Origin of the sequence: Mycolicibacter sinensis (assembly GCF_001667375.1) — a bacterium.
In the GTDB taxonomy this organism is placed as follows: Bacteria; Actinomycetota; Actinomycetes; order Mycobacteriales; family Mycobacteriaceae; genus Mycobacterium; species Mycobacterium sinense_A.
Window position 1 is genome coordinate 20172 of record NZ_LZIN01000022.1, and the last position, 25591, is coordinate 45762.

General features: G+C 72.7%; 6 protein-coding genes. 3 read left to right on the top strand and 3 right to left on the bottom strand.

Annotation, left to right across the window (positions count from 1 at the left end):
- Positions 1-93: 93 nt before the first annotated feature.
- A complete protein-coding gene (locus tag A5771_RS24260) occupies positions 94-13707 on the bottom strand; it encodes a hypothetical protein (protein WP_165612852.1) in 13614 nt (4537 codons plus the stop codon).
- A gap of 450 nt (positions 13708-14157) precedes the next feature.
- Positions 14158-19551: a beta strand repeat-containing protein gene (locus A5771_RS23570; RefSeq protein WP_207545387.1), complete on the bottom strand. Its 5394-nt coding sequence runs from the start codon at positions 19549-19551 to the stop codon at positions 14158-14160.
- An 814-nt stretch (positions 19552-20365) separates the two neighbouring features.
- Here A5771_RS23570 and A5771_RS24265 point away from each other — a divergent pair.
- Positions 20366-22552 (top strand): cellulase family glycosylhydrolase, encoded by a 2187-nt coding sequence (locus A5771_RS24265; RefSeq protein ID WP_267887456.1) that lies wholly within the window; start codon positions 20366-20368, stop codon positions 22550-22552.
- Between the two features lie 86 nt (positions 22553-22638).
- Here the strand turns inward: A5771_RS24265 and A5771_RS04435 are convergent, their stop codons facing one another.
- Positions 22639-23196 carry a hypothetical protein gene (locus A5771_RS04435; protein ID WP_234782940.1) on the bottom strand — a complete coding sequence of 186 codons (558 nt, stop codon included), beginning with the start codon at positions 23194-23196 and terminating at the stop codon, positions 22639-22641.
- Between the two features lie 78 nt (positions 23197-23274).
- Here A5771_RS04435 and A5771_RS04440 point away from each other — a divergent pair, with 78 nt between their 5' ends.
- Positions 23275-24651, top strand: coding sequence for an FAD-binding oxidoreductase (locus tag A5771_RS04440; protein WP_064853997.1), 1377 nt, complete (start codon positions 23275-23277; stop codon positions 24649-24651).
- 11 nt (positions 24652-24662) lie between these two features.
- Positions 24663-25427 (top strand): decaprenylphospho-beta-D-erythro-pentofuranosid-2-ulose 2-reductase, encoded by a 765-nt coding sequence (locus tag A5771_RS04445; protein WP_064853998.1) that lies wholly within the window; start codon positions 24663-24665, stop codon positions 25425-25427.
- Positions 25428-25591: the final 164 nt, after the last annotated feature.

Genomic DNA, 25591 nt, shown 5'->3' on the forward strand with positions numbered 1-25591 from the left:
CTGTCTATCCAGGCTGGAGATGAGCGTGCCAGCCCCGAACGCCACCGCGGCCCGGTCCAAAGACCGGGCCGCGGCGGTTGTTGCGGGTGAGCGTTACGGCTTGTTAGCGCCGTTGTTGCCGGTGGCGATCTGCCTATCGGCGTGGTCGTCACCGAGGCCGACAACGCTGGCTTCTTGGCCGTTACCGCCGGTGACGCCCTTGCCGTTACCGCTGCCACCGCTGCCGCCGGTAGCCGACGAGTTGTTCGCCGACGGGGTGCTGATCCCAGGCTGCGTCGGGTTACCGGCGTAGACGTTGCCGTCCGCGCCGTTTCCGCCGACGCCACCGTTGGAGCCGGTGCCGCCGTTGCCGCCGGTGGCGGTCCCGCCGGTGGTGCTGCTGTCCTCGCCCAGCGCAGAGATCCGGCTCCAGCCGGCGACGCCGCCCTTGCCGCCGTCCAAACCGTCTCCACCGGCGCCCCCGTGCGACGTGCCACTGGACACGGCGCCGTCTCCACCGGCGGCGACGTTCGCCTTGCCGCCGGCGCCGCCGGTGCCACCACCGGTGGCATTACCGCCGTCACCGCCGACCGCAGTGCCGCTGGCAGTGCCGCCAGGACCGCCGGCGGTGGGGTTGCTGTAGAAGTTCGTCGTCTTGCCGCTTTCGACGCCCGAGCTTCCGCCGCTGCCGCCCACACTCTTCTCGCCGGTGGCGTCGCCGCCGTTGCCGCCGATGGCGGTGCCGAACGAGTGGCCGCGCTCGTGAGCTTCGACCACCGCCCAGGTGGCCGAACCACCCTTGCCGCCGTCGATACCAGCGCCGCCCTTGCCGCCGATCGCCTCTGCGGGCTGGCCGGCACCGCCGACCGTGCCGCCGTCGCCGTCGACCTTCAGCTCGCCCTTACCACCATCGCCGCCGGTCCCGGCGTTACCCAGGCCGCCACCACCGCCGGTGGCCTGACCATTGGTGATGCTGCTGCCGGTGCCAGTTGCTCCGGCGATCGCGACCCCTCCGATGCCGCCCTTGCCGCCGTCTTCGCCGTCACCCCCGGTGCCACCCTTGACGGTGATGTCGGTGACGTGAGCACCGTTGGTGGCCTTGATGTCGGCTGCACCGCCCGCGCCGCCGGTGCCGGTGCCGATGGCGTTGCCGCCATTGCCCCCCGTCGCGGAGCCGCTGGCGGAGCTATCTGGGCCATCGGCTTTGACGGTGGCCGCAGCGCCTGCCGCACCCTTGCCACCGGCATTACCGGCCGCGTCGCCGTCACCGCCCTTACCGCCATCGCCGCCGTAGGCATGGCCGTCATGGGTGCTGCCGCCGTTGGCGGTGGTGACGAGGCCGTTGCCGCCAGCGCCGCCGGCCCCGCCGTTGCCGGTGTTGGTGCCGACCTTGGTCCCGCCAGCACCACCGTCGCCGCCGTCGCCGCCCTCAGCCGAGCTGCTGGTGGCGCCGTTGTCGACCTTGCCCTCACCACCGGCACCACCATTGCCGCCGACCGCACCGTTGATGCCGCCGTTACCACCGTTACCGCCGTTGCCGCCATGCGCGCTGCCGTTGGAGGTGTTGGTGCCCAACAGGCCCTCGACCTTGGCGCCGCCACCGGCGCCACCGTTGCCGCCGGCGGTCCCATCGGTGCCGTCGACACCACCGTCACCACCGTTACCGGCAGTTGCGGTGCCGCTGACGATCCCGCCGGCGTTCGTGCCGGCCTGCACGTAGGCGATACCGCCGGCACCACCGTTGCCGCCGTGGGCTGCGCCGCCATCACCACCGGTGGCCTCACCGCTGGCCTGACTGTTGGCCGCAGTGCCAGCGGCGACCTGGCCCATACCGCCCGCGCCACCGATAGCTCCGGCTGCATCCGCTGCGCCACCGTCACCGCCGGTGCCGATGCTGGTGCCGTCAACCGTTCCGCCGTTGTGCGCCAGCACAATTCCGATCCCGCCAGCGCCACCGGTACCGCCGTCGGAGGCGTCGCCGCCCTGGCCGCCGACACCGACACCCGTGGCGTTTCCGCCGGTGTAGGTCACGCCGTTGGGTGCCTTGTAGCCGGACTGCACCCAACCGGCGCCACCGTCGCCACCCTTGCTGCCGGCACCGGTTCCGTCGCCGGCGTTGCCGCCGGTAGCGGTGCCACTCGCGCTGCCGCCGTTGGTGCCGCCGGTCTGGTCGGACGCGTTAATGGAGCCAATGCCGCCGGTGCCGCCCTGGCCGCCCGCGATGCCGTCACCACCGTTGCCGCCATGACCAACGCCCGTCGCCGACCCGCCGGCCTTGGCGCTGATCTCGCCGACACCACCGGCACCACCAGTGCCGCCGTTGCTGCCCTGGCCACCGCTACCGCCGGTCGCTGCGCCGCGTTCGACGGCGCCGCCATAGGTCGCCGTGACGTCGGCATTGCCGCCCGCGCCACCCTTCCCGCCATTGGCGTCACCAGTACCGGCCGTGCCGCCGACAGCGGAGCTGTCTGCCACCGAGCTGTTCTGACCGTCGGCGGTGACACTGGCCGAACCACCGGCCTTGCCGTCGATGCTGTTCCCGGCGGTGGCGGTGCTGTTGGTGATCACACCGCCGTTGGTGGCGGTCAGCGTGCCGTCCTGGCCCGCCGCGCCGGCACCGAGAGCACCGCTGCCGCCGTCGCCGCCGGCCGCGCCACCGCTGGCGGCACTGTTTGCCCCGTTCGCCGAGATGATCGCCGCGCCGCCGGCGCCGCCGACACCGCCGGCACCGCCGTCGCCGCCGTTGCCGCCAACCGCGCCGGCTCCGGTACCGCTGCTGCTGATCGTGAAGGAACGACCCGCATCGTCGCCGCCGCCAGCGTTGGCCGTGCCGCCGTCGGTACCGGTGACCGTGGCGGAACCACCGACACCGCCGGCCTTGCCGACCGCCGCAGCGGTGGCGTCACCGCCGTTACCACCGGAACCACCGGTGGCCACGCCACTGGCCGCGCCATTGTCAGCGATGACGGTGGCGGTGCCACCGACGCCGCCAGCACCGCCGGCCTTGGAACCGAGGGCTTCGCCGCCGTTACCGCCAGCGCCGCCGGTGGCGGAGGTGCTGTCACCGGTGCCGTCGTTGGTGTTCGTCACCGTGCCGCCGTTGTGCGCCTCGATAGTCGCTGCGCCGCCACTCGCGCCGGCGCCGCCCTTCGCGGTGCTGTCAGCGCCGCCGCCGACACCACCGGCACCACCAGTTGCCGTGCCGCCCGCAACGGTGCTGTCACCGTCTGCGGTGATGGTGGCCGTGCCGCCGTTGCCGGCGGCGCCCGAAATGCCGCCGACCGCCCCGGCCCCACCAATGGCGGTACCGGTGGCCTTGCTGGTGTCGAATGCCGTGATGGTGGCATCGGCGCCCTTGCCGCCGGCGAGGCCGGCCTTGTCGGCGGTGGCGTCACCGCCGTTGCCGCCGTCACCACCGGTGGCGTTACCTCCCGCGGTGCCGCCGTTGGCGCTGATGGTGCCCTGGCCGGCGGCGCCGCCGCCGCCGCCCACGCGCCCGTTGGTGCCGGCACCGCCGCTGCCGCCGTCACCGCCGGTGGCCTTACCGCTGGCGGTCCCGCCGTTGATCGCGCTGACGGTGGCCGCACCGCCCGCGGCCGCCTTGCCGCCCGCGCCGCCGTTGTTGGCGCCGCCGTTGCCGCCGGTGCCGCCGGTGGCGTGGCCGTCGGTGACGTGGCCGCCGGTGGTCGCCTCGATCTTGGCCGCCCCACCGGCACCGGCCGCGCCGCCACCGGTGACGCCGGTTCCGGCGTCGCCGCCGGTGACCGAGCTGTGGTCGACGCTGCTGCCGATGCCGTCAACGTTGATGGTCGCGGTACCACCGGCCGCGTTGCCGACGCCGTTACCGCCGGTCACGGTGCTGTCGGACACCGCACCACCGTTGACGGTGACGACGGCCTGGCCGCCGGCGCCGGTGCCGGCACCGCCATCACCGCCGGTGATGTTGGTGTCGGTGACGGTGCCGCCGTCGGTGACAGTGAGCCTGACCTGGCCGCCGACGGCCGTGTCGGTGCCCTGGCCCGCCTCCAGGTGGGTGTTGGTCACGTGGCCGCCCTCGGTGACGAGCCGCGCGCCGGGGCCGGTCTTGCCGGCGGCGCCGTCGCCGCCTTTCACGCTGCTGTTGGTGATGGTGTCGCCCTCGCCCTTGGCTTGCAGCAGAGCGTCCGAGGCCACGTTGCCGTTGACGCCGTCGTGGCCCGCGCCGCCGTCACCACCGATGAGGGTGCTGCCGGTGATGGTCGAGTTCTTACCGAGGGCTTGCAGCGTTGTGTACGCACCGTTGCCGCCCTTGACGCCGTCGCCTGTGCCGCTGCCGCCGTCACCGCCGGTGGCGTGGCTGTCGGTGGCCTTCGCCCCGTCATTCAGCGCTGCCACCTGCCCGTGCTGGCCCTGACCGCCGGTACCGCCGTCGATACCGGCGCCGCCGGTGCCGCCCTGCGCAGTGCCGTTGGCCTCGGCGCCGTTGCCCCCGGCGACGATGCTGCCGATACCGCCGTTGCCGCCGTGGCCGCCGCCAGAACCGGCGCCAGCGTCACCGCCGGTCGCAGTCCCGCTGGCCGCCCCGCCGTCGCCACCCAGGCCCGGGCGGACAAAGCCGCCCTGGATGTTGCCGCTACCGCCGGTGCCGCCGGTGCTGCCGGTGCCGTCGGCGTCGCCGCCCGCGCCGCCGTGGGCCGTGCCGGTGGCGCTGCCGCCAGCACCGCCTTGGAAGCCGGCGCTGAGCTCCGAGTAACCACCGGTGCCGGCGTGGCCGCCGTTGGTGCCGGCACCGCCGTCACCGCCGGTTGCGCTGCCGTGGCTCACCACGCCGCCCTGGTTCGCTATCACGGCGGCGACACCGCCGTCGCCACCCGTGCCGCCGTTGGCGTCCCCGGCGCCGGCATTGCCGCCCTGGGCGGTGCTGTCGATGACTTTGCTGTTCGCGCCGTCCGCGCTGAGGGTCGCGTCACCACCGGCCGCGCTGTCGCTAGCGTTGCCGCCCCTGGCGTGGCTACCGGAGATCGCGCCACCGTTGGTGGCGCTCAGCAAGGCGTTGCCACCGGCCCCGCCGTCGCCGGCGTTACCGCCGGTCACCGTGCTGTCCACGATGCTGCTGCCGGAATCGATAACGACCGTAGCGCTGCCGCCCGCGAACTCAGCCGTGGAGTTACCCGCTTGGATCGACACGTTGGAGACGTTTCCGTCGATGACGACATTGGCGACGCCACCGGTCTCGCCTGCGGCTCCGGGTCCGGTCGCAGTGCCATTCTCTCCGTTGCCGCCCTTACCGCCGGTCACCGTGGTGTCGTCGATGGTCCCGGTGCCGCCCACCCGGGCTCCACCGCCGCCGCCACCACCGCCACCGCCGTAGCCCAGGCCACTACCGGTGCTGGCCCAACCGGTGCCACCGGCACCGGCGTCGCCACCGACCGCGCCGTCGCCGATCGCGGCACCGATCCCGCCGGAACCACCGTTACCGCCGGTGGCGCCCACGCCGCCGTTACCGCCGTTACCGCCGGTGCCGCCGGACTGCGGAATCGACCCGCTCATGCCCTCGCCGTCACCGCCGCGACCACCGTTGCCGCCGTCACCGCTGGTGCCCGCGTCACCGGCGGTTCCGTTGGCGCCTGTGATAGCGCCGGCGCCACCGGTACCGAACGCCCCGCCGACACCGCCGTCGGCACCGTTGCCGCCGTTGCCGCCGTTGCCGGCCAGAACACCCCCGCCGCCGCCGAGACCGTCGGCGCCGTTGCCACCCTTACCAGCGTCACCGCCGGAGCCGCCGTTGCCGCCCGCACCACCGGCACTACCCGACAGCCCGGTACCGCCCTTGCCGCCCGCGCCGCCTGCGCCACCGGCGCCGGCATTACCGCCGTTGCCGCCCGCCGCACCCGGGGCGACCGCATCGACACCGTCACCGCCGTCACCACCGGTGCCGCCCTTACCGCCCGTACCGCCGGCGCCACCGCCGATACCGCTACCGCCAGCACCGCCCGCACCGCCGGCCGCGCCGGCTGCGCCATCGGCCCCGCTCGCGCCGGGGTCGGTCACGTTGGCGACCAGGCCGGCGTCGCCGCCGTCACCGCCGGTGCCGCCGGCGCCACCGACACCGGTGGTGCTGTTGCCGCCCGCGCCGCCCGCACCGCCGACACCGGCGTTGCCTGAAACCGCACCATTGCCGCGGTCACCACCGTCACCGCCGCTGCCGCCGTTACCGGCGACATCGCCGTCGGCGCCCTTTCCACCGGTCCCGCCGGCGCCGCCCGCACCGCCGCGGGCCTGGGCGACGCCGTCGCCATCGGCACCACCGTTGCCGCCGCGACCGCCGTTACCGCCGGTACCACCGTCCTCGCCGCTGCCGGCCGCGGCGCTGCCGCCGTTACCGCCCCGGCCGCCGGTCCCTCCGGCGCCGTACGGGCCGTCGTTGACGCCGCTGGCGCCGTCACCGCCGCCGTCGGTGCCCTGACCACCGTTGCCGACGCGTCCGCCGTCACCGCCGTCACCGCCGTTGCCACCGGCCTCGCCGCTTCCGGCGGCGGCGTTGGCGCCCGCAGCGCCGGCACCACCGGTGCCGCCCCTGCCGCCCTGACCGCCGTTACCGCCGCCTTCGCCGTTTATGCCCTGCCCGCCGGCGCCGCCGTTGCCGCCGGCCGCGCCTGCGCCGCCCTTCAAGCCGTTGCCGTCGACGTCCTGGCCGCTAGCGCTGCCGCCACCGCCACCGGTGCCGCCCTGGCCGCCGACACCGCCGACACCGTTGGCCCCATCGGCTCCACCGCCGGTGCCGGCACCGCCGGCTCCGGCGTTACCACCGACACCACCGTCGGCGGCAGCACCGCCGTCAACGGCCGAACCGCCGGCTCCGTCACCACCGGTCCCGCCCTTACCGCCCGTACCGCCGCTACCGCCCTGCCCGCCGTCACCGCCGCTGGTGGCGTCGGCACCGTTACCGCCGGCGCCACCGACACCGCCGTTACCGCCCGCGCCGGCCGCACCGCCGACGATGGCGGTCGAGTTGGTGTCGCTGACGCCACCATGGCCGCCCTGGCCGCCGACGCCACCATTACCAGCCGGGCCGCCGGTGCCGCCGATCTGGCCGTCACCACCGACGCCGCCGTTACCGCCGTTGCCGGCCGCCCCACCGGAGCCGCCGTTACCGCCGAGGTCTGAGCCCCAGCCGCCGCGTCCGCCGTCGCCGCCGAGGCCACCCCCGCCGCCGGTTCCACCGGTACCAGCGTTGGAGGCACCACCGGCGCCGCCTAGACCACCGTCACCGCCGGCACCCGCGGTCCCGCCGTCCAGATCGAATTCGTAGCCGTTGTCGGTGTGGCCGGTCAGGTGGTTATCACCGGCCCAAGCGCCGGCGCCTCCCTTGCCGCCCGCGCCACCGGTGCCACCATTGCCGGTGCTCCCGGTTGCGGCGCCGCCGGCACCGCCGGCGCCGCCCTTACCGCCGGCGCCACCATTGCCTGAAGTCGTTCCGCCGTGGCCGTTCTGGGGGCCGCCCTGGCCGCCGTTACCACCTGCGCCGCCGGCACCACCGGTGCCGCCGTCACCGTTGGCGTTGTCAGCGCCGGCCGAACCGGCACCACCGTTACCGCCGGCACCGCCGTTGCCCGCGCCCAACGGCTTGTCGTAGCCGCCGGGAGCGAACGTTCCACCGTTACCGCCGGCGGCACCGGCCTGACCGGTGCCGTCGCTGTACTGGCCGAAGCCGTCACCGCCGTCACCACCGTTGCCACCGTCACCACCGAGGCCGACCGCGCCGCGTTCGCCTGCGGCAGCGGTGGTGCCGTCACCGTTGTCGCCACCGGCGCCGCCCACGCCGCCGCGCCCGACCGTGCCGCCGTTACCGCCGTTACCGCCCTTGCCTGCCTCGATGTTCTGAGTGGCGTCGCCGTCGCCGCCGTCGCCTCCGTTACCGCCGACGCCACCCGTACCGCCGATGCCGCCCGCGCCGCCCTGGCCACCCTGGCCGTGGGCACCGGATCCACCGCCGCCAGCAACGCCCGCCGCGCCACCGGCACCGCCAGTACCACCGGCGCCGCCGTTGGTGGCGTTGCCGCCGTTACCGCCGTTGCCGCCGGCCAGGCCGGTGTTCCCGGAATTGTCGGTTCCCGTCGCACCGTCAGCACCGGCACCGCCGGCACCGCCGGTGCCGCCTTCACCGCCTGCGCCACCGCTACCGCTGACACCCGAGATCACACCGCCGGCACCACCCGTGCCGCCGGCGCCGCCGTTACCACCGACACCACCAGCAGTGGTCGCCGAAGCGCCCGGCGTCGTGCCACTCTGCCCTGCCACACCGGTCGCGCCCTTGCCACCGGCGCCACCGTCGCCACCATCGGCGTGCGAGCCGCCCGCGCCACCGTGGCCGCCCGCACCACCGTTCTGCGCGGCCGTGGTGCTGCTGATGAGACCAACACCCTCGCCCCCGGCGCCGCCCTTGCCCCCGTTGCTGTCAGTGCCGTCGGCATCGTCACCGCCGGCGCTGCCGGTGCTACCGGCGCCAGTGCCAGCCGCCCCGCCTTGGCCGCCAATACCGCCGTCGGCGCCGTCGCCACCCTTACCACCGGCACCGGCGTTGGTCGCACCGCCACCACCGGCGCCGTCACCGCCTTCACCGGCCGTGCCGGCGTTGCCGCCACTACCACCGGCGCCTCCACTGCCGTTGGTAACAGTGCCATTGCCACCGGAACCTCCGGCGCCACCCTTGCCGCCTGCACCGGCGCTACCGCCGTTGCCGCCGTCAGCGTCGCTGCCGGCTGCGGCGCTCGCACCCGCGCCGCCACTGCCGCCGTTGCCGGCGCTGCCGCCCGCACCGCCGGTGCCGCCGACGAAGCCCTCACCACCGGCACCACCGGTGCCGCCAGCGCCACCACCGGTGCCGTCTTCACCGGCGTCGCCGGGGTTGGCACCGGCCTGACCGGTGTAGCCGGCGCCACCGGCGCCACCGGCACCACCGTCACCGCCGTTGCCGGCGGTCGCGTGCGTGGTGCCATCAACTTCTAGACCGCCCTGGCCACCGTTACCGCCGATGCCACCGTTGCCTCCGGCGCCGCCGTCGACACCCAACGCACCGGCTTCACCGACGTGCCCGACACCACCGGTGCCACCGTTACCGCCGGCGCCGGCCGTGCCGTCAGCACCGCCGTCAGCCTGGCCGCCGCGGCCCACACCACCGACGCCGCCCTTGCCGGCGTCACCACCGGCGCCACCGGCGCCGGCGGCATAGCCGTCGAGGTGGGTGTCGGTGCCGTCGGCACCATCAGCACCGCGGCCACCAGCACCACCTGAGCCACCGGCCCCACCGGTACCGCCCAGACCCTGCTGACCGGACGTCGAGCCCGAGCCGCCGAGACCACCGGCACCGCCCTGGCCACCGTTGGTGCCCGATTCCCCGGTACCACCGGTCGCGCCGTCACCGGCGCCCTTGGCTGCGTCTATGCCCGTCTCCCCGGTGTAGCCCGCGCCGCCCGTACCACCGTTACCGCCGGCGCCGCCGACGCCGTCGGCGACGCGGACGTTGTTGCCGTCCAGGCCGCCCTTGCCGCCGTCACCACCGGCACCACCGTTGCCGCCGCGGCCGCCGTCGACACCCACGGTCTGACTGGCGGCTCCTTCAAAGCCGCTACCGCCGCTGCCGCCCTCGCCGCCGACACCCGCGGTGCCGTTATTGCCGTTTACGGCCGGGCCACCGAAGCCCGCACCACCGATGCCACCCTTGCCGGCGTTCCCACCGGCGCCACCGGCTCCACCGGCGTAGCCATCCACGTGCGACGCGTCGCCCGCGGCGCCATCAGCACCGGCACCACCCTGGCCACCAGAGCCACCAGCGCCACCGACACCACCCGCACCCTGCTGGCCCTGCGTCGAGCCCGAGCCACCGAGACCACCGGCGCCGCCGTTACCACCATTGGTGCCCGACTCGCCCGCGCCACCGACAGCACCGACACCGGTCCCCTGGACCGCGTCGACACCGTCCTGACCGTCGTAGCCCGCGCCACCCTTACCGCCGGCCCCGCCGTTGCCGCCGGCGCCCTGGGCAGCATTGGTGCCGTTGGTCTCCAGGCCACCCTGGCCGCCGTTACCACCGGTGCCGCCATTGCCCCCGTGGCCGCCGGCCACACCCAGTGCACCGGCCGCGCCGTCGTACCCGGCGCCGCCGACGCCACCGTCACCACCGACACCGGCCGTGCCGTCGCTGCCGTTGCCGGCCGGGCCACCGAAGCCTGCACCACCGATACCGCCCTTGCCGGCGTTACCACCGGCACCGCCCGCGCCACCGTCGTAGCCGTCGACGTGGGTCTGCGTGCCCTTCGCGCCATCAGCACCGTCACCACCGGAGCCGCCGGAGCCACCAGCACCACCGACACCACCAGCACCCTGCTGGCCCTGCGTCGAGCCCGAGCCACCGAGACCACCGGCGCCGCCGTTACCACCATTGGTGCCCGACTCGCCCGCGCCGCCAGCGGCACCGACACCTGTCCCCTGGACGGCATTCGCACCGTCCTGACCGGTGTAGCCCTTACCGCCGGCACCGCCGGCACCACCATTGCCACCGGCGCCCTCGGCGACACGGGTGGTGCCGTCGGCGTTCAGGCCGCCCTGGCCACCGTTACCGCCGGCGCCACCCGAGCCTGCGTTGCCGCCGGCCACACCGGCGGTGTTGCTGTCGGCACCGTCGTAGCCCTTGCCGCCCTGACCGCCGGCACCACCGACGCCGCCCTTGCCGGCGGTTCCATCAGCGGCCGTGCCGCTGCCGTCGCCATTGGCTCCGCCGACACCGGCCTTGCCGGCATTACCACCGGCGCCACCGTTGCCGCCGGCCGTACCGTCGACGTGCGACGCGGTGCCGTCGGCACCGGTCGCACCGGCCGCACCGGCGCCACCGATTCCACCGTTACCGCCGACGCCACCCGCGCCGGCCGTACCGTCATTCGTGCCCTGACCGGCGACGCCGCCGACGCCGCCGTTGCCGCCGGCACCGCCGTTGGCACCGCTGACACCCGCGCCGACACCGGCGGCCCCGGTCTGGCCGTGACCACCCCGGCCGCCGGCGCCACCGTCGCCACCATCACCTTGGGCAGCGCGGTTGCCGTCGGTCTCCAGCCCACCCAGGCCGCCGTCACCACCGGCCCCGCCGGCGCCACCGTTGCCGCCGTCGATCCGGCTGGCGGTGCCGTCGACACCGTCGAAGCCCCTACCACCGGTGCCGCCCTTGCCGCCGACACCGGCCGAACCATCGAGGCCGCCGGCAGCAGTTGTTCCGTCGCCGTTGGCGCCGCCGACACCGCCCTTGCCCGCATTGCCGCCGGCGCCACCGGTCTGGCCGGCCGTGCCGTCCACCCGGGTGGCCGTGCCATCAATACCGTTCTCGCCGACGGCACCGTCACCACCCGAGCCGCCGTTACCACCGATACCGCCGGCGCCGTGCGCGCCCGCATTGGCGCCGGTACCGCCAACCCCGCCGGCGCCACCGGCGCCACCGTTGCCGCCACTTTCACCGGCCGCACCGGCGGCGGCCCCGTCCACGCCTTCGTAGCCGTACCCGCCCTTACCGCCGGCTCCACCGTCACCGCCGTCACCGGTCGTAGCGCGGCTGTTGTCGGCGTTCAGGCCGCCCAGCCCACCGCTACCACCGGCGCCACCGGCCTGACCGGCCTCACCGTCGGGGTTGTCCTGCGTGCCGTTGTCACCGTCGGCGCCGTCCTTGCCGTCACCACCGTTACCGCCGACCCCGGCCGTCCCGGAAGCCGCCCGGCTGCCGTCGGCCTGCACGCCGCCCACGCCGGCGTCACCACCGACGCCACCGTTACCGCCGGCGGCACCGTCTGCCGCGTCCGCATCCGAGGCGGCGTCCCAACCGGCGCCGCCGGAGCCACCGTTGCCGCCCTTACCGGCCGAACCGCTGGCGCCGCTGTTGGCGAAAGTCCCGTTACCCGAGGAACCCCCGGCGCCGCCGACGCCGGCGTTACCGCCATTGCCGCCGGCCTGTCCGGCCCCACCGTCGGGGTCATCGGCGGTGCCGTCCGTACCGGCGCCACCGTTGGCGCCATCGGTACCGCTACCGCCCTTGCCGCCGACGCCACCGGCACCGTGCTGGCCGGCCGTGGATCCGGTGCCACCGGCACCACCGTCGCCGCCGACACCACCGTTACCGCCCCCGATACCCGCGCCGGCGCCTTCGGCGAACGCGTCCCAGCCGGCGCCGCCCTTGCCGCCGGCACCACCATCGCCGCCGACACCGGTCGCCGCCCGAGACCCGTTGGCCTGCAAGCCACCCTGGCCGCCGTTACCGCCGGCGCCACCGGCGGTGCCGGCCTTGCCCTGGGGGTCCAGCACCGTGCCCGCGGCCCCGGCAGCACCGTCCTTGCCGTCACCGCCGGCGCCACCGACACCGGCCGCACCCGCGCTCGCATGCGTGGTGCCGTCGGCTTGCAAACCACCCAGGCCCGCGTCACCACCGACGCCACCATGGCCGCCCTTAGCACCGGCCGCCGCCGCCGCATCCGACGCGGCGTCATACCCCTTGCCGCCGACGCCACCGTTGCCGCCCTTGCCGGCCGCGCCGGCCGTACCGCTGTCGGCCTGACCGCCGGCGCCCTGACCACCGGCGCCGGCCTGGCCCGCATTGCCACCGTGACCACCGGCCTGCCCGGCCCCGCCGTCGACGTGCTCGGCGGTGCCGTCGGCGCCGTCCGCGCCGTCGCTGCCGGCGCCACCTTCGCCGCCGTTACCACCGACCCCGCCGACGCCCTGCGTACCCAACGCACCCGCGGCGCCGTTGGCGGCGAACCAGCCGCCCGCACCGCCCGCGCCGGCCTTACCGGCCGCACCGCCGTTGCCACCGAGGCCGCCATCGCCGCCGTCGGCACCGTCGCCGCTGCCGGTCGCGCCGTCCTCGCCGTCACCACCAGCACCGCCGACACCACCGTTACCACCGGCGCCGCCCTTACCGCCGGCACCGAACAGATACGAGCCCTTGCCGCCGGCACCACCGTTACCACCGGCACCACCGTTGTCGCCGGCAGCGCCATTGCCGCCGAGCCCGGCGACGTTGCCGGCCAAGCCCGCGGCCCCGGCCAGCCCGTCACCGCCGGCACCGCCGGCACCGGCCGTGCTGAACATGCCCCACAGCGCGGCGTCACCGCCGATACCCCCGGCACCGCCCGCGGTGCCCAAGGTGACGGCTTCCCCACCGTCGCCGCCCACGCCGCCATGGCTGAACCAGGCGAACAACCCCGCAGCACCACCGGCGCCACCGTCCCCGCCGGCAAAGCCGTCCCCGCCGGCACCACCACTGCCGCCGAACAGACCGCCCTGACCCCCGGCGCCACCGTCGAAGACCGCGCCGGTGCCATCGGCATCCCAGCCCGCGCCGCCATTGCCGAAGATCCAGCCACCGGCCCCACCGTCGGGGTTGGCGGCCGTGCCGGCCGCGCCGTCACCGAACGGCACCAACCAGTTGATCTCGTTCCAGTTGAACGCCGCCGAACCCGGCAGATCGAAGCTGGCCGCCCCGATGCCGCTCAGGTTCAGATCAGCCAACAACACATCCCACGTGGACGCCGAACTCAGACCATCGAAGAACGGCGTCCAACTGGCGGGGTCAAAGACCACCTGCCAGGCGTCCTGGTCGCCGAAGTTGACGCCCAGATCGTTGAACGCGTCACCGAGTCCCTGCCCCAGCAGCTCGACCAGCACGCCATCGAAGTCGGCGTGGGCTGGTTGCGCTCCCAGTGGGGACATCCCGAAGGCGAGGAACGCTCCAATCGCGGTACTAGCACCGACAATCCGGCTGCTGCGAGGACCCCTGGAACCACTCTGACGGCGACGAGACACGGCACGCTCCCCTTAGCTGCAGATATTGACGGCTTAGCAAGTTTCTTGGGAAGGAGGTTAACAGCGATTCTGACTACGTCAACATCAGTTCACTGACCTGGACATCTGAACCCGTGCGACCTGCTGTTTTCATGGGTTAGTGGCCTGAGGGAGCGCTGGAGAGACCCACGGCGACTAATAATCGGTTGAACGATTCTTAAAAACAGCGATCTTCGTGCGGGTGACGAGATTGCTCTGCAGGGAGCCGGTTCAGCCGCCGTGACTAACGGCGCCGGGTGGGCTGCCCCACGGTGCCGCCCGAAAAGCCACCGCGGCTCGATCGCAAGGACCGGGCCGCGGCGGTTTGGCGGGTTGGGGTTACGGGTTGTCGGTGCCGTCGTGGCCGATAACCGTCTTATCGTTGTTCGGGTTAGGCCACCCGGCGTGGCTTCCGTTGTCGACCGCATAGACGTCGGCCTCGGTCCCGTTGCCACCGGTGTTACCGCTGCCGCCGAGGCCGCCGCTTCCGCCGACGACTGTGTTGGTGTTAGCGGTCGGGTGGTCGGTGGAACTGCCGGCGCTGGTGAGCGCGGCCCCGATGTTGCCGTCGGCGCCGTTGCCGCCGGTGCCGACGCCGGTGCCCTTGCCGCCGTCACCGCCGGTAGCGCTGCCACCGGTCGAGGTGGTGTTCTCACCCAGTGCGGTAATCCGGCTGTAGCCGGCGTTGCCGCCTTGGCCGCCATCGCCTTCGCCGCCGGTGCCGCCGTTGGAGGTGCCGCTGGCCACGGCATTTTCGCCACCGGCGGCGATACTGGCCTTGCCACCGTTACCTCCGTGGCCGCCGTTGCTGGCGGCGCCGCCGTCTCCACCGGTCGACGTACCGCTGGCTGTCCCACCGGGACCGCCCAGGTTCGGGTCACCGAAGCCACTAGTGGTCTTGGCACTCTCGATATCCGAGCTTCCACCGTTACCGCCGACGCTGTTCGTGCCGGTGGCTTCACCGCCATTGCCGCCGGCGGACACACCGTAGGAGTTGCCGCCCGCGGCGTCGGACTCGAGTTCACCCCACGAGCCGTTACCGCCCCTGCCGCCGTCGATGCCGGCGCCACCGGCGCCGCCGACCGCGGTGGCGGTGTTGCCGCCACCACCGATGGTGCCGCCCGCGGAGTCGACGATCAGCTGGCCGCTGCCGCCTTGCCCGCCGGTGCCGTTGTCGCCCAGGCCACCGGCGCCGCCGGTGGCACTCGCTCCGGTGATGGTGCTACCCGCACCGATCGCCCCGGCCAGACCGAAGCCGCCGAGACCACCCTGGCCGCCGTCCGTGCCTGCCCCGCCGGCACCGCCGATAACAGTGGTATCGGTGATCTGGGCACCGTTGGAGGCGCCGATGCTGGCCGTGCCGCCATCTCCGCCCTTGCCACCGTTGTCATCACCGACTCCGGCGTTGCCAGCTGTCACGTGACTGCCGGTCACTGCGCTACCCGAGCCGTCGGCGATGATGCTCGCCGCACCACCGTCGGCGGTGTCGCTGCCTTGCCCGCCAGCGGCAGTGCTACCCGAGATGGTGGCGCCGCCGCTCGCTAACAGCTCCGTGGATCCACCGGATCCACCGGATCCGGCGTTCCCACCGGTGATGCTGCTATCGCTGATCGAGCTCTCCACACCCTGGACGCCGACGGTGGCAGCACCTCCAGCGCCGCCGTCGGTGGCGTCACCCCCGACAGCGCTGGTGTTGACGACCGTGCCGTCATTGACCAGGAAGTTGCTGGCGCCGCCGCCGTAGCCGGTGGCACCGTCACCACCGGTGGCGGTGCCACCGTTGATCGTGGTGCCGGTACCGATGGCCTGCAGGGAGCCGCGGCCACCCGCACCGCCATCGACGCCGTTCTGGCCGGTTCCGCCGGTGCCGCCGGTAGCAGTGCCGGAGGCATGGCTGCCGACACCCTGAGCCTGGATCCAGCCGAGGGATCCAGCGCCACCGGTCCTGCCGGCGCCGATGCCGTCGCCGGCGTTGCCGCCTTGAGCGGTACCGCTGGCCGTCGCCCCGTTGGCGGTGGCAGCCAGCTGGGCCGTGGCAAGGCTGGCGTCGCCGCCGGTGCCGCCGTTTATGCCGTTGCCGCCGTTGGCGCCGATCGCGGTGCCGCTGGCGTCGGCTCCCACGCCGTTGGAGAGGACAACCCCGAAGGCACCATTGCCGCCGTGGCTGCCGGCGCCGGTGGCATCGCCGCCGCTGCCGCCGGTGGCCTCGCCCGAAGCGGTGCCGCCGAATGCGTTGAAGCTGTAGCCGGCTTGAATCTCGCCGTCATTGCCGTTGCCACCGACGCTGCCGTTCCCGGTGGCGTCGCCACCATTGCCGCCGGTGCCCTTGCCGCTGGCAATGCCGCCCGTGGTGCCGTGCGCGTTCGCGTTCACGTCACCTTGGCCGCCGGCCCCGCCCTGGCCACCGTCGGTACCGTCGCCGCCGCTGCCGCCGATTCCGGTGCCGTGTGCGGAGCCATCGGTGCCGACCACGAAGACCGCACCCGTTCCGCCGGCACCGCCGGTCCCGGCGTTACCGGCGCCACCATCGCCACCGTGGGCCTCGCCGCCGGCCGTGTTGCCGGCACCGTCCGCGGTAACGTACGCGGTCCCACCGGCGCCGCCGGTACCGCTGTTGCTGCCGGCACCGCCGGTGCCGCCATCTGCAGTGGCGTCGCTCACCGCACCGCCCAGACTTGCTTCGACGGTGGCGTCGCCGCCCCGACCGCCGACGCCGCCGTGCGCGTCGCCTGCGCCGGCGTTACCGCCGGTCGCGGAGCTATCGGTGATAGTGCTGCCGGTACCGACATTGGCGGTGACGTTGGCCGCGCCACCGTAGGCACCGTGAACACCCGCGCCCGCGGCGCCGCCGTCACCACCAGTGCTCGTCGCCCCGGTGATGGTGTTTCCAGCGCCCGCGGTGATGTAACCGATGTTGCCGCCACCACCGACCGCACCGGCGCCGGTACCGGCACCACCGTCGCCGCCCTGGGCCGTGCCATCGGCCTTCGCATCCGCACCGAACGCATTGACCTGACCACTCAGCGCGTCACCGCCCGTGCCGTGGTCAGCGCCGACACCGCCGTTGCCGCCGGTAGCGGTACCGGACGCCTCCGAGCCCGTTCCGCCCGACAAGATGCTGCCGTAGCTGCCCTTACCGCCCGTGCCGCCACCGGTCGCGTTCCCGCCGTTTCCGCCCTGCGCGGTGCCGTGCGAGGTGCCGCCGGTGCTACCGCCTTCGGCACGAGCACTCTGGATGTCGCCGTTGCCGCCGTGACCGCCCATGCTGCCGGTGCCATCGGCAGTACCACCGTTACCGCCCGTGGCACTGCCGTACGAGGTGCCGCCGCTGCCGCCGTCGTTGGCATTGCCGGTCTCCAGTTCACCGAAGCCGGCCGTGCCGCCGTGACCGCCATCGGTGGCATCACCGCCGATACCGCCCTGGGCCACCGCGGTGTTGCCGCCACCACCGATGATGCCGCCGGCGTGGTCGACGACCAGGTAGCCGCCACCACCGTCACCACCGACGCTGCCCGCGCCGTCGCCGCTACCGGCGGCGCCGCCGGTGGCAGTACCCGTGATGGTGCTGCCGGTGCCAATCGCCGACGCGGCGCCGGCACCACCGACACCGCCCGTGCCGCCGTTGCTGCCTGCACCACCTTCGCCACCCTGCACGATGGTGCTGTCACTGACGACGGCACCCTGACTGGCGTTGATAACCGCAGCACCACCGGCGCCGCCGACGCCACCGTTGCTGCCGCCGGCACCCCCGTCACCGCCGGTGGCAGCGCCGTCAGCTTTGCTGCCGGTACCGACCGCGGAGATGTTGCCCTGGCCGCCGGTGCCGCCGTGCCCGCCGGCGGCGGTGGCGCTCCCTGCGCCACCCGCTCCGCCGTCGCCGCCAGTGGCGGTACCCGCTGTGGTGGCACCGGTGCCGGCGAAGACGCTGCCGCCGCCACCACCGCCACCACCACCGCCGCCGTAGCCCGGGCCAGTCGCACCGGCCTGGGCGCCGGCGCCACCGGCACCGCCGCTGCCGCCGACTCCGCCGGTGCCGACACTGGCTCCGTCGCCACCTGCGCCACCGGCACCACCGTTACCGTCGGCGTCGCCGTTGCTACCGGCACCGCCCATCCCGCCGGTGCCGCCGATGCCGCCGGCCTGGGCGCTGCCGCCGACTTCCTTGCCGTCACCGCCTTGACCGCCGGCACCGCCCTCGCCACCGGCGGACGAGCCGTCCGCGCCGCTGCCGCCCTTGCCGCTACCGCTGCCGTTTGCACCGCCGGCGCCTCCGGCACCGGCCGTGCCGCCGTTGCCACCGGCCCCGCCGTTGCCGCCATTTCCGGCGGCCGCATTGTTGCCGCCGCCGGCACCCGTGCCGCCGGCACCACCGGTGCCGCCCTTGGCGTCACCACCGTTTCCACCCTGGCCACCGGCGCCGTCGGTCGCCGTGGTGCCGTTCGTCGAGGTGCCCGCTGCGCCACCGGCTCCACCGGTACCACCGTCACCCGCCACACCGCCGTCACCGCCGGTACCGCCGTTGCCGCCGTCGGCGCCGGCGACCGTGGCGTCCGCGCCGGCCGTTCCGGTCACACCGTTGGCGTTACCGCCGGCACCGCCGACGCCACCTTCGCCACCGTTACCGGCGCCGGCGCCGGCGCCCGTGGCACCCGCGCTGGCGAACCAGCCACCGGCACCGCCCGCGCCGCCCTTGCCGGCGTCGCCGCCGGCGCCACCGGCGCCGCCGTTACCGCCGTCGGTCGCGGCAGTAGTCCCGGTCATGTCGGAACCGGCGGCACCCTCGCCACCGACGCCGCCCTCGCCACCGGCACCGGCCGCGCCGCCCTTGCCGCCGGCGCCGAAGAAGGTCGAGCCCTTACCGCCGGCGCCGCCGTTACCACCGTTGCCGCCGGCTTTACCGGTGCCGCCGTTGCCATCACCGCCATTGGCGAAGCTGCCGGCGAGGCCGGCCGCACCCGTAGCGCCGTCACCGCCGTTGCCGCCGGCACCGGCGGTGCTGAAGGCACCCCACTGGGCCGCGTCACCACCGGCACCGCCGGCACCGCCATCGCGACCCTCGGTTATTGCCGCGCCGCCATTCCCACCGTCGCCGCCGTGGCTGAACCAGGAGAACGGCCCTGCGGCGCCACCATCGCCACCGTCGCCACCGTCATAGCCGTCACCACCGGCACCACCGTCGCCGCCGAACAAGCCGGCCTGGCCACCGTCACCACCGTCGATGGGCACGGCGCTCGCGCCCGTGCCGGTTGCATCCCAACCCGCGCCACCGTTGCCCCAGATCCAGCCACCGGCGTAGCCATCCGGGTGGTCGGCGGTACCAGCGGCGCCGTTACCGAACGGCATCAGCCAGTTGATGTCGCTCCAGTTGAACGCAGCGGCAGAACCCGGCAGGTCAGCGACAGCCGAACTCGCGGCGGTCAGGTCGAGATCGGCCAGGACCGCATCCCAGGTGCTCTGACTGCCTAGGCCGTCGAAGAAGGCCGACCAACTGGCCGGGTCCAAGACCACCTCCCAGGCGCCCTGATCCCCCAGGTTGGTGCCCAAACCGGCGACGGCGTCGCCCAGGTCCTGACCGAGCAGGTCGATCAGCACGTCGTCGAAGTCGGCGTGCGCCGCCGGTGCTGCCCCCAACGGGGCCATCCCGAAGGCGAGGAACGCACCGACTGCGCTGCCGGCACCAAGCACCCGGCTACTGCGACGACCTTTGGATCCACTGTGACGATGACGAGACACGACAAACTCCCCTTAGCTTGCACATAACGGCGGCATAACAAGCCCCTGCGGGGGTTACGTTAATGCTAATTCTCATGACGTCAACCCCAGTGCACAAAGTTGGAGACCCCCAGGTAGTCCATCCAAAATAGGCGTTCACATGGTCTTATTGCCCCCAAAGGGCGTCTTCTTGCCCGTCAAAATTTCTTAGAAAAGCCCGACATTCTCAGAAAAGGCGGCGCGCTCCGATCTGGTCGCCGAGGCTTCGCGGTGGCTCCGGAGACGCGCATCAGACCAGGTCAGGGCGGATTACGCCCCTCTTCACCGCAGCAGCTGCTGCTCGCCGGCACTTTCCGCCGTCGATGACGGCCAGTCCGAAACCGAGGCGATAATATGCACTACCGTCAATTTAGTGCACTTCAGGTGAACTGAAGCTCTGCAGGCCGGGGCGCGCTGAATGGTGCGCGCCGCACAGCTTCCTAAGAGCTTTCTACGCCACCGTTTCACGATGCCGCTGCGGAACTACGCTCGGCATTCACTTAGCCGCAGTAAGGTTTCTTGTCGGTGATCAGTGCGCCTGCCCACCCGCGCCAGCATCACCATTCCCTTGAACCCGCACGTCGGAGACATGCGAGGCACTCCCGCGCGGTCGCCCGCGCCGACCTCGACAAGTGCTGCGGTCTCCCTCCATCGTTTCGACACGCCACCCTCCCCCTCTTGCTACTTTGTTGCAGAACCCTCAGCTTTGTCATAGAAAGGCGGGTAAGTCATGTCCCAGCCCCGGCTCGGTACTGGTGGTCGGCGACGGACTTATGTCCACAGAAAATCCACCGCGGTGACCGCCTCCGCGGGCGCCTTCCTGGTGTTCGGACTCGCGCCACTGGTCACCACCCCGCTGGCACACGCCGAAGTTTTTGACGACGCCGTCGACCAGATGCTGTCGCCGTTCCTGGACGCCACCACCGGCGCACTGGATTGGGGCACGCTGTCATCGCCGGCCGCCTGGGAGGCGTTCTTCGACCCGGCGCACTGGGACGGCGTGCTGACCGGCCCGGGCGCTGCCGACACCATGAGCTTCGACCCGGCCGCGCTGTTCCAGCAGTTCGTCTACACCCCGCTGCACGACAACATGCAGGCCTGGATCACCAGCGACCTCGGCAAACAGGTCGACGGCACCATCAACGCGCTATTCGGCTCGACGGTGATCGGCAACGGCACCGCCGGCACCGCCGAAAACCCCCACGGTGGCGCCGGGGGCTGGTTCTTCGGTGACGGCGGGGCCGGCTGGAGCAGCACCGAGGCCGGCGTCGCCGGCGGTGCCGGCGGCGCGGCGGGCATGTTCGGCACCGGCGGCGCGGGCGGCAACGGCGGCGCCGGAGCCATCGGCGGTGAAGGCGGCGCCGGCGGCTGGTTATTCGGCAACGGCGGCGTCGGCGGCCACGGCGGCGACGGCGCCGACGGCGGCAACGGCGGTGACGGCGGCAACGCGATCGGGTTCTTCGGCGCCGGCGGGCACGGCGGCGACGCCGGTGACAGCGGCGTCGGCGGCAGCCCCACCGGTCCGCACCCGCTCCCCGCGCTGGGCGGCGCCGGCGGCAACCCGGGTCTGATGGGCACCCACGGCGCGGTCGGCCACTTCGGCTCCGGGGTGCCGCTGGACAAACCGATGTTCTGGGACACCAGCTACGGGCCGATCACGGTGACCGGGCCCTGGCTCACCGACAGCGACGGTCGGGTGGTGATCATGCACGGCGTCAACGAGGTGTACAAGTCACCGCCCTATACCCCCGAAGCCGGCGGGTTCTCCGAAGCCGATGCGGCGTACCTGGCCGCGCACGGCGTCAATATGGTGCGTGTCGGTGTGCTGTGGGCGGGCGTAGAACCGCAACCCGGCGTCTACGACTACAACTATTTGGCTTCGATCGAACAGACCGTGCAGATGCTGGCGAAGTACAACATCGTCAGCCTGCTCGACATGCACCAGGACGTCTACTCCGACTCCATCCACGGCGGCTACGACGGCGCGCCGGCGTGGGCGACCGACACCGGCGGCCTGCCCGAGATCGATGCGGGCTTCCCGTGGACGTACGTGGCCAGCCCCGCGGTCAACCACGCCTGGGATGCGTTCTGGCACAACAGCACCGTCGCCGACGGAGTCAAACTGCAGAACAGCTACGCGCGGATGTGGGAGGCCGTCGCCGAGTACTTCGCCGGGAACGGCAACGTCGCCGGCTACGAGATCATGAACGAGCCGTGGGCCGGAACCCAGTGGCTGGGCACGGTGTTGGGCAACCCGTTCTTCGACGCCCAATACCTGACCGCGTTCTACAACCAGGTGGACGCCGCGATCCGCGCCGTCGACCCGCACACCCCGGTGTACTTCGAACCCAACACCCTGACCGGCAACCTGCCGCTGCCCACCCAGCTGGGCACGGTGAACGATCCCAACACCGTCTACGCGTTCCACGACTACTGCACCTCGACGGCGATCTTCGGCGACACCGCCTTCGGCTGCGGACTGTGGGAGCTGATCATCCAGGGCGATGCGGCGTCCTACGCCGCCAAACACAACATCCCGGCGATGATCACCGAGTTCGGCAACACCGGCAACATCCAGAGCATCACCGACACCCTCGACGAGGCAAACAAGCGCGGATTCGGCTGGCTGTTCTGGGAATACGGCACCGCACGCGCTAATTCCGGCGATCCCGACGACAACGGCTTGTCCTCCGGAGTGATGGCCACGCTGGCGCAGGCCTACCCGCAAGTGGTCTCCGGCACCCCGGGCTCCTGGTCCGTGACCGACGGCATCCTGCAGTTCAGCTACTCCCCCGAGAGGGCCGACGGCAGTGGCAGTTTCGCCGCGGGCTCGCACACCACCATCTGGGTGCCCGACACCAACTATCAGGTGAGCGTCACCGGCGGCCACATCGTCTCACCGCCCGGCGCCCAGCAGCTGGTGATCGCCTCGGACAGCGGTGCCGGCACCGTGAGCGTCACCGTGACGCCGGCGCGGTCTTAGCTTAGGGAACCTGCCCCGCAAAACGGCTCAGCGCCGGCTGCGTCATGCGCAACCGGCGCTGAGCCGGATTCAGGACCTAGAGAAAACTACGGCTGGCAGAGGTTGTCCAGCACGTCGATCTGGCCGCGCAGCTGGTCGCGCAGCGGCTGCTGCACCGCGTCGTCGGGCGAGTGCCCGGCCAGGTAGTTGATGCTCAGCGCCTCCAGCGTGTCGGCCATGTCGCCGACGGCCTTGCTCAGGTCGTCCGGCGCGGCCGGGTTGGCCTCCAGACGCTGGTGCAGAAACGCGCCACCGGCGAACAGCGACAGCCGGGCGTTGGTGCCCACCGCCAGGTCACCGGCGAGGTCGCCGGGCACGGGGTTCTGCAGGTTGGTGTTGAACTGCGTGCCCTGGCGCACCACCGCCTGCGCGTCGCAGATCTTGCCCTTGGCTTCGTCGCGCTGGTCGCCGGAGAACTTGTGGCTCGTGGACGGGTAGAACCACCCGACCACGGCGAGCACGATGCCCAGCACTGCCAGGGCCAAAGCGGCCATCGTCGGCACCGACATGCCCTGGGACGCGGTGGAAGATTTCGGAAAACCCGCGGTCTTGGGCTTGGCGGGCTTGGCCGCGGACGTGGAATCAGTGGGGGGAGTCTCAGGCATTGCGCGATCGTAACGGTAGTCACGAGATTAGTCACGTGAAACCGGGAAGCGGCGCGTTGGGCGGTACCCTCATGTGCGATGTTGAGCACCGAGTTGCAGACCACCGCGCGGCGACTGACCGGTTGGGGCCGCACCGCGCCGAGTGTGGCGCAGGTGCTGTCCACCCCGGATGTCGAAGTCATCGCCAAGGCCGTGGCGCGGGCGTCCGACTCCCGAGGCGTGATCGCCCGCGGTCTGGGCCGCTCCTATGGCGACAACGCCCAGAACGGCGGCGGCCTGGTCGTCGATATGACCGCACTGAACCGGATCCATTCGATGGACGCCGCCAGCGCGCTGGTCGACGTCGACGCCGGGGTCAATCTGGACCAGTTGATGCGGGCCGCGCTGCCGCTGGGGCTGTGGGTGCCGGTGCTGCCCGGGACCCGCCAGGTCACCGTCGGCGGGGCGATCGCCTGCGACATCCACGGCAAGAACCACCACAGCGCCGGCAGCTTCGGCAACCACGTGGCGTCGATGGAGTTGCTGACCGCCGACGGTTCGGTGCGCCACCTGACCCCGGACGGCCCCGAGTCGGAGCTGTTCTGGGCCACGGTCGGCGGCAACGGCCTGACCGGGATCGTGCTGCGCGCGACGATCGCGATGACCCCGACCGAGACGGCGTACTTCATCGCCGACGGCGACGTCACCGCCTCGCTCGACGAGACCATCGCCTTCCACAGCGACGGCAGCGAAGCCGACTACACCTACTCCTCGGCGTGGTTCGACGCGATCAGCGCGCCGCCCAAGCTGGGCCGGGCCGCCATCTCGCGCGGCTCGCTGGCCCGGTTGGACCAGCTGCCCGACAAGCTGGCCCGCGACCCGCTGAAATTCGATGCGCCGCAGTTCTTCACCGCCCCGGACATCTTCCCCAACGGGTTGGGCAACAAGTTGATCTTCGGTGCGATGACCGAGCTGTGGTACCGCAAATCCGGCAGCTACCGCGGCAAAGCGCAGAACCTGACGCAGTTCTACCACCCGCTGGACATGGTCGGTGAGTGGAACCGGGCCTACGGCTCGGCCGGTTTCGGGCAGTACCAGTTCGTGGTGCCCACGGAGGCGGTCGAGGAGTTCAAGGCCATCATGAGAGACATCCAGGCCAGCGGGCACTACTCGTTCCTCAACGTGTTCAAGCTGTTCGGCCCGGGCAACCAAGCGCCACTGAGTTTCCCGATCCCCGGCTGGAACGTCTGCGTGGACTTTCAGATCAAGGCCGGCCTCAACGAATTCCTCAACGGCCTCGACCGCCGGGTGCTGGAGTTCGGCGGCCGGCTCTACACCGCCAAGGATTCCCGCACCACCGCGGAGATGTTCCACGCCATGTACCCGCGCATCGACGAATGGATTGCGGTGCGGCGCAAGGTCGATCCCGACGGGATCTTCGTCTCGGACATGGCCCGACGTTTGGAGCTTGTGTAGATGGTGTGCCCATGGTTTTAGATGCGACCTCCAACCCCCAGTCGATCCTGGTGCTGGGCGGCACGTCCGAAATCGGGCTGGCGATCTGCGCGCGCTACCTGCGCAACGCCTCGGCGAGCGTGGTGCTGGCCTGCCTGCCGAATGACCCCGGCCGCGACGCCGCGGCGGCGGCGATGGAGGCCGCCGGCGCCAAGTCGGTGCGGGTCATCGACTTCGACGCCCTCGACACCGCGTCGCACCCGGCGATGATCGACCAGGCGTTCGCCGAGGGCGACATCGACGTGGCTGTGGTCGCCTTCGGGATGGACGCCGACGCCGAGGAGCTCTGGCGCAACCAGGCCAAGGCCGTGCAGGTCGCCGGAATCAACTACACCGCCGCGGTTTCGGTCGGGGTGCTGCTGGCCAACAAGATGAGCGCCCAGGGCTTCGGGCAGATCATCGCGATGAGCTCGGTGGCCGGAGAGCGGGTGCGCCGCACCAACTTCGTCTACGGCTCCACCAAGGCCGGGCTCGACGGCTTCTACCTCGGCTTGGGCGAGGCGCTGCGCGACGACGGGGTGCGGGTGCTGGTGATCCGGCCCGGCCAGGTGCGCACCCGGTTCTCCGCGCACGTCAAGGAAGCCCCGCTGACCGTCGACAAAGAGGACGTCGCCGAGCTGGCGGTGACCGCAGCCGCCAAGGGCAAGGAGATCGTCTGGGCGCCAGGGGCATTCCGCTACGTGATGATGGTGCTGCGGCACGTTCCGCGGGCGATCTTCCGCAAGCTGCCCATCTGATCTGATGCCGAGCAGACGTGAAAGCCCCCAATCGGGGCCGGAAGTGGGGGCCTTCATGTCTGCTCGCGCGGGGAAAACCGCGCTCACGACCGTCGGGCAAATGATCCTGGCGAGCCTCATCGCCGTCGTCGTCGCGGTCATAGCCCTGGTGGCCATCGCCCGGG

Coding starts and splice junctions, on each gene's coding strand:
- A5771_RS04440 (WP_064853997.1), top strand. CDS start 23,275: ATGTTGAGCACCGAGTTGCAGACCACCGCGCGGCGACTGACCGGTTGG.
- A5771_RS04435 (WP_234782940.1), bottom strand. CDS start 23,196: ATGCCTGAGACTCCCCCCACTGATTCCACGTCCGCGGCCAAGCCCGCC.
- A5771_RS04445 (WP_064853998.1), top strand. CDS start 24,663: ATGGTTTTAGATGCGACCTCCAACCCCCAGTCGATCCTGGTGCTGGGC.
- A5771_RS24260 (WP_165612852.1), bottom strand. CDS start 13,707: ATGTCCCCACTGGGAGCGCAACCAGCCCACGCCGACTTCGATGGCGTG.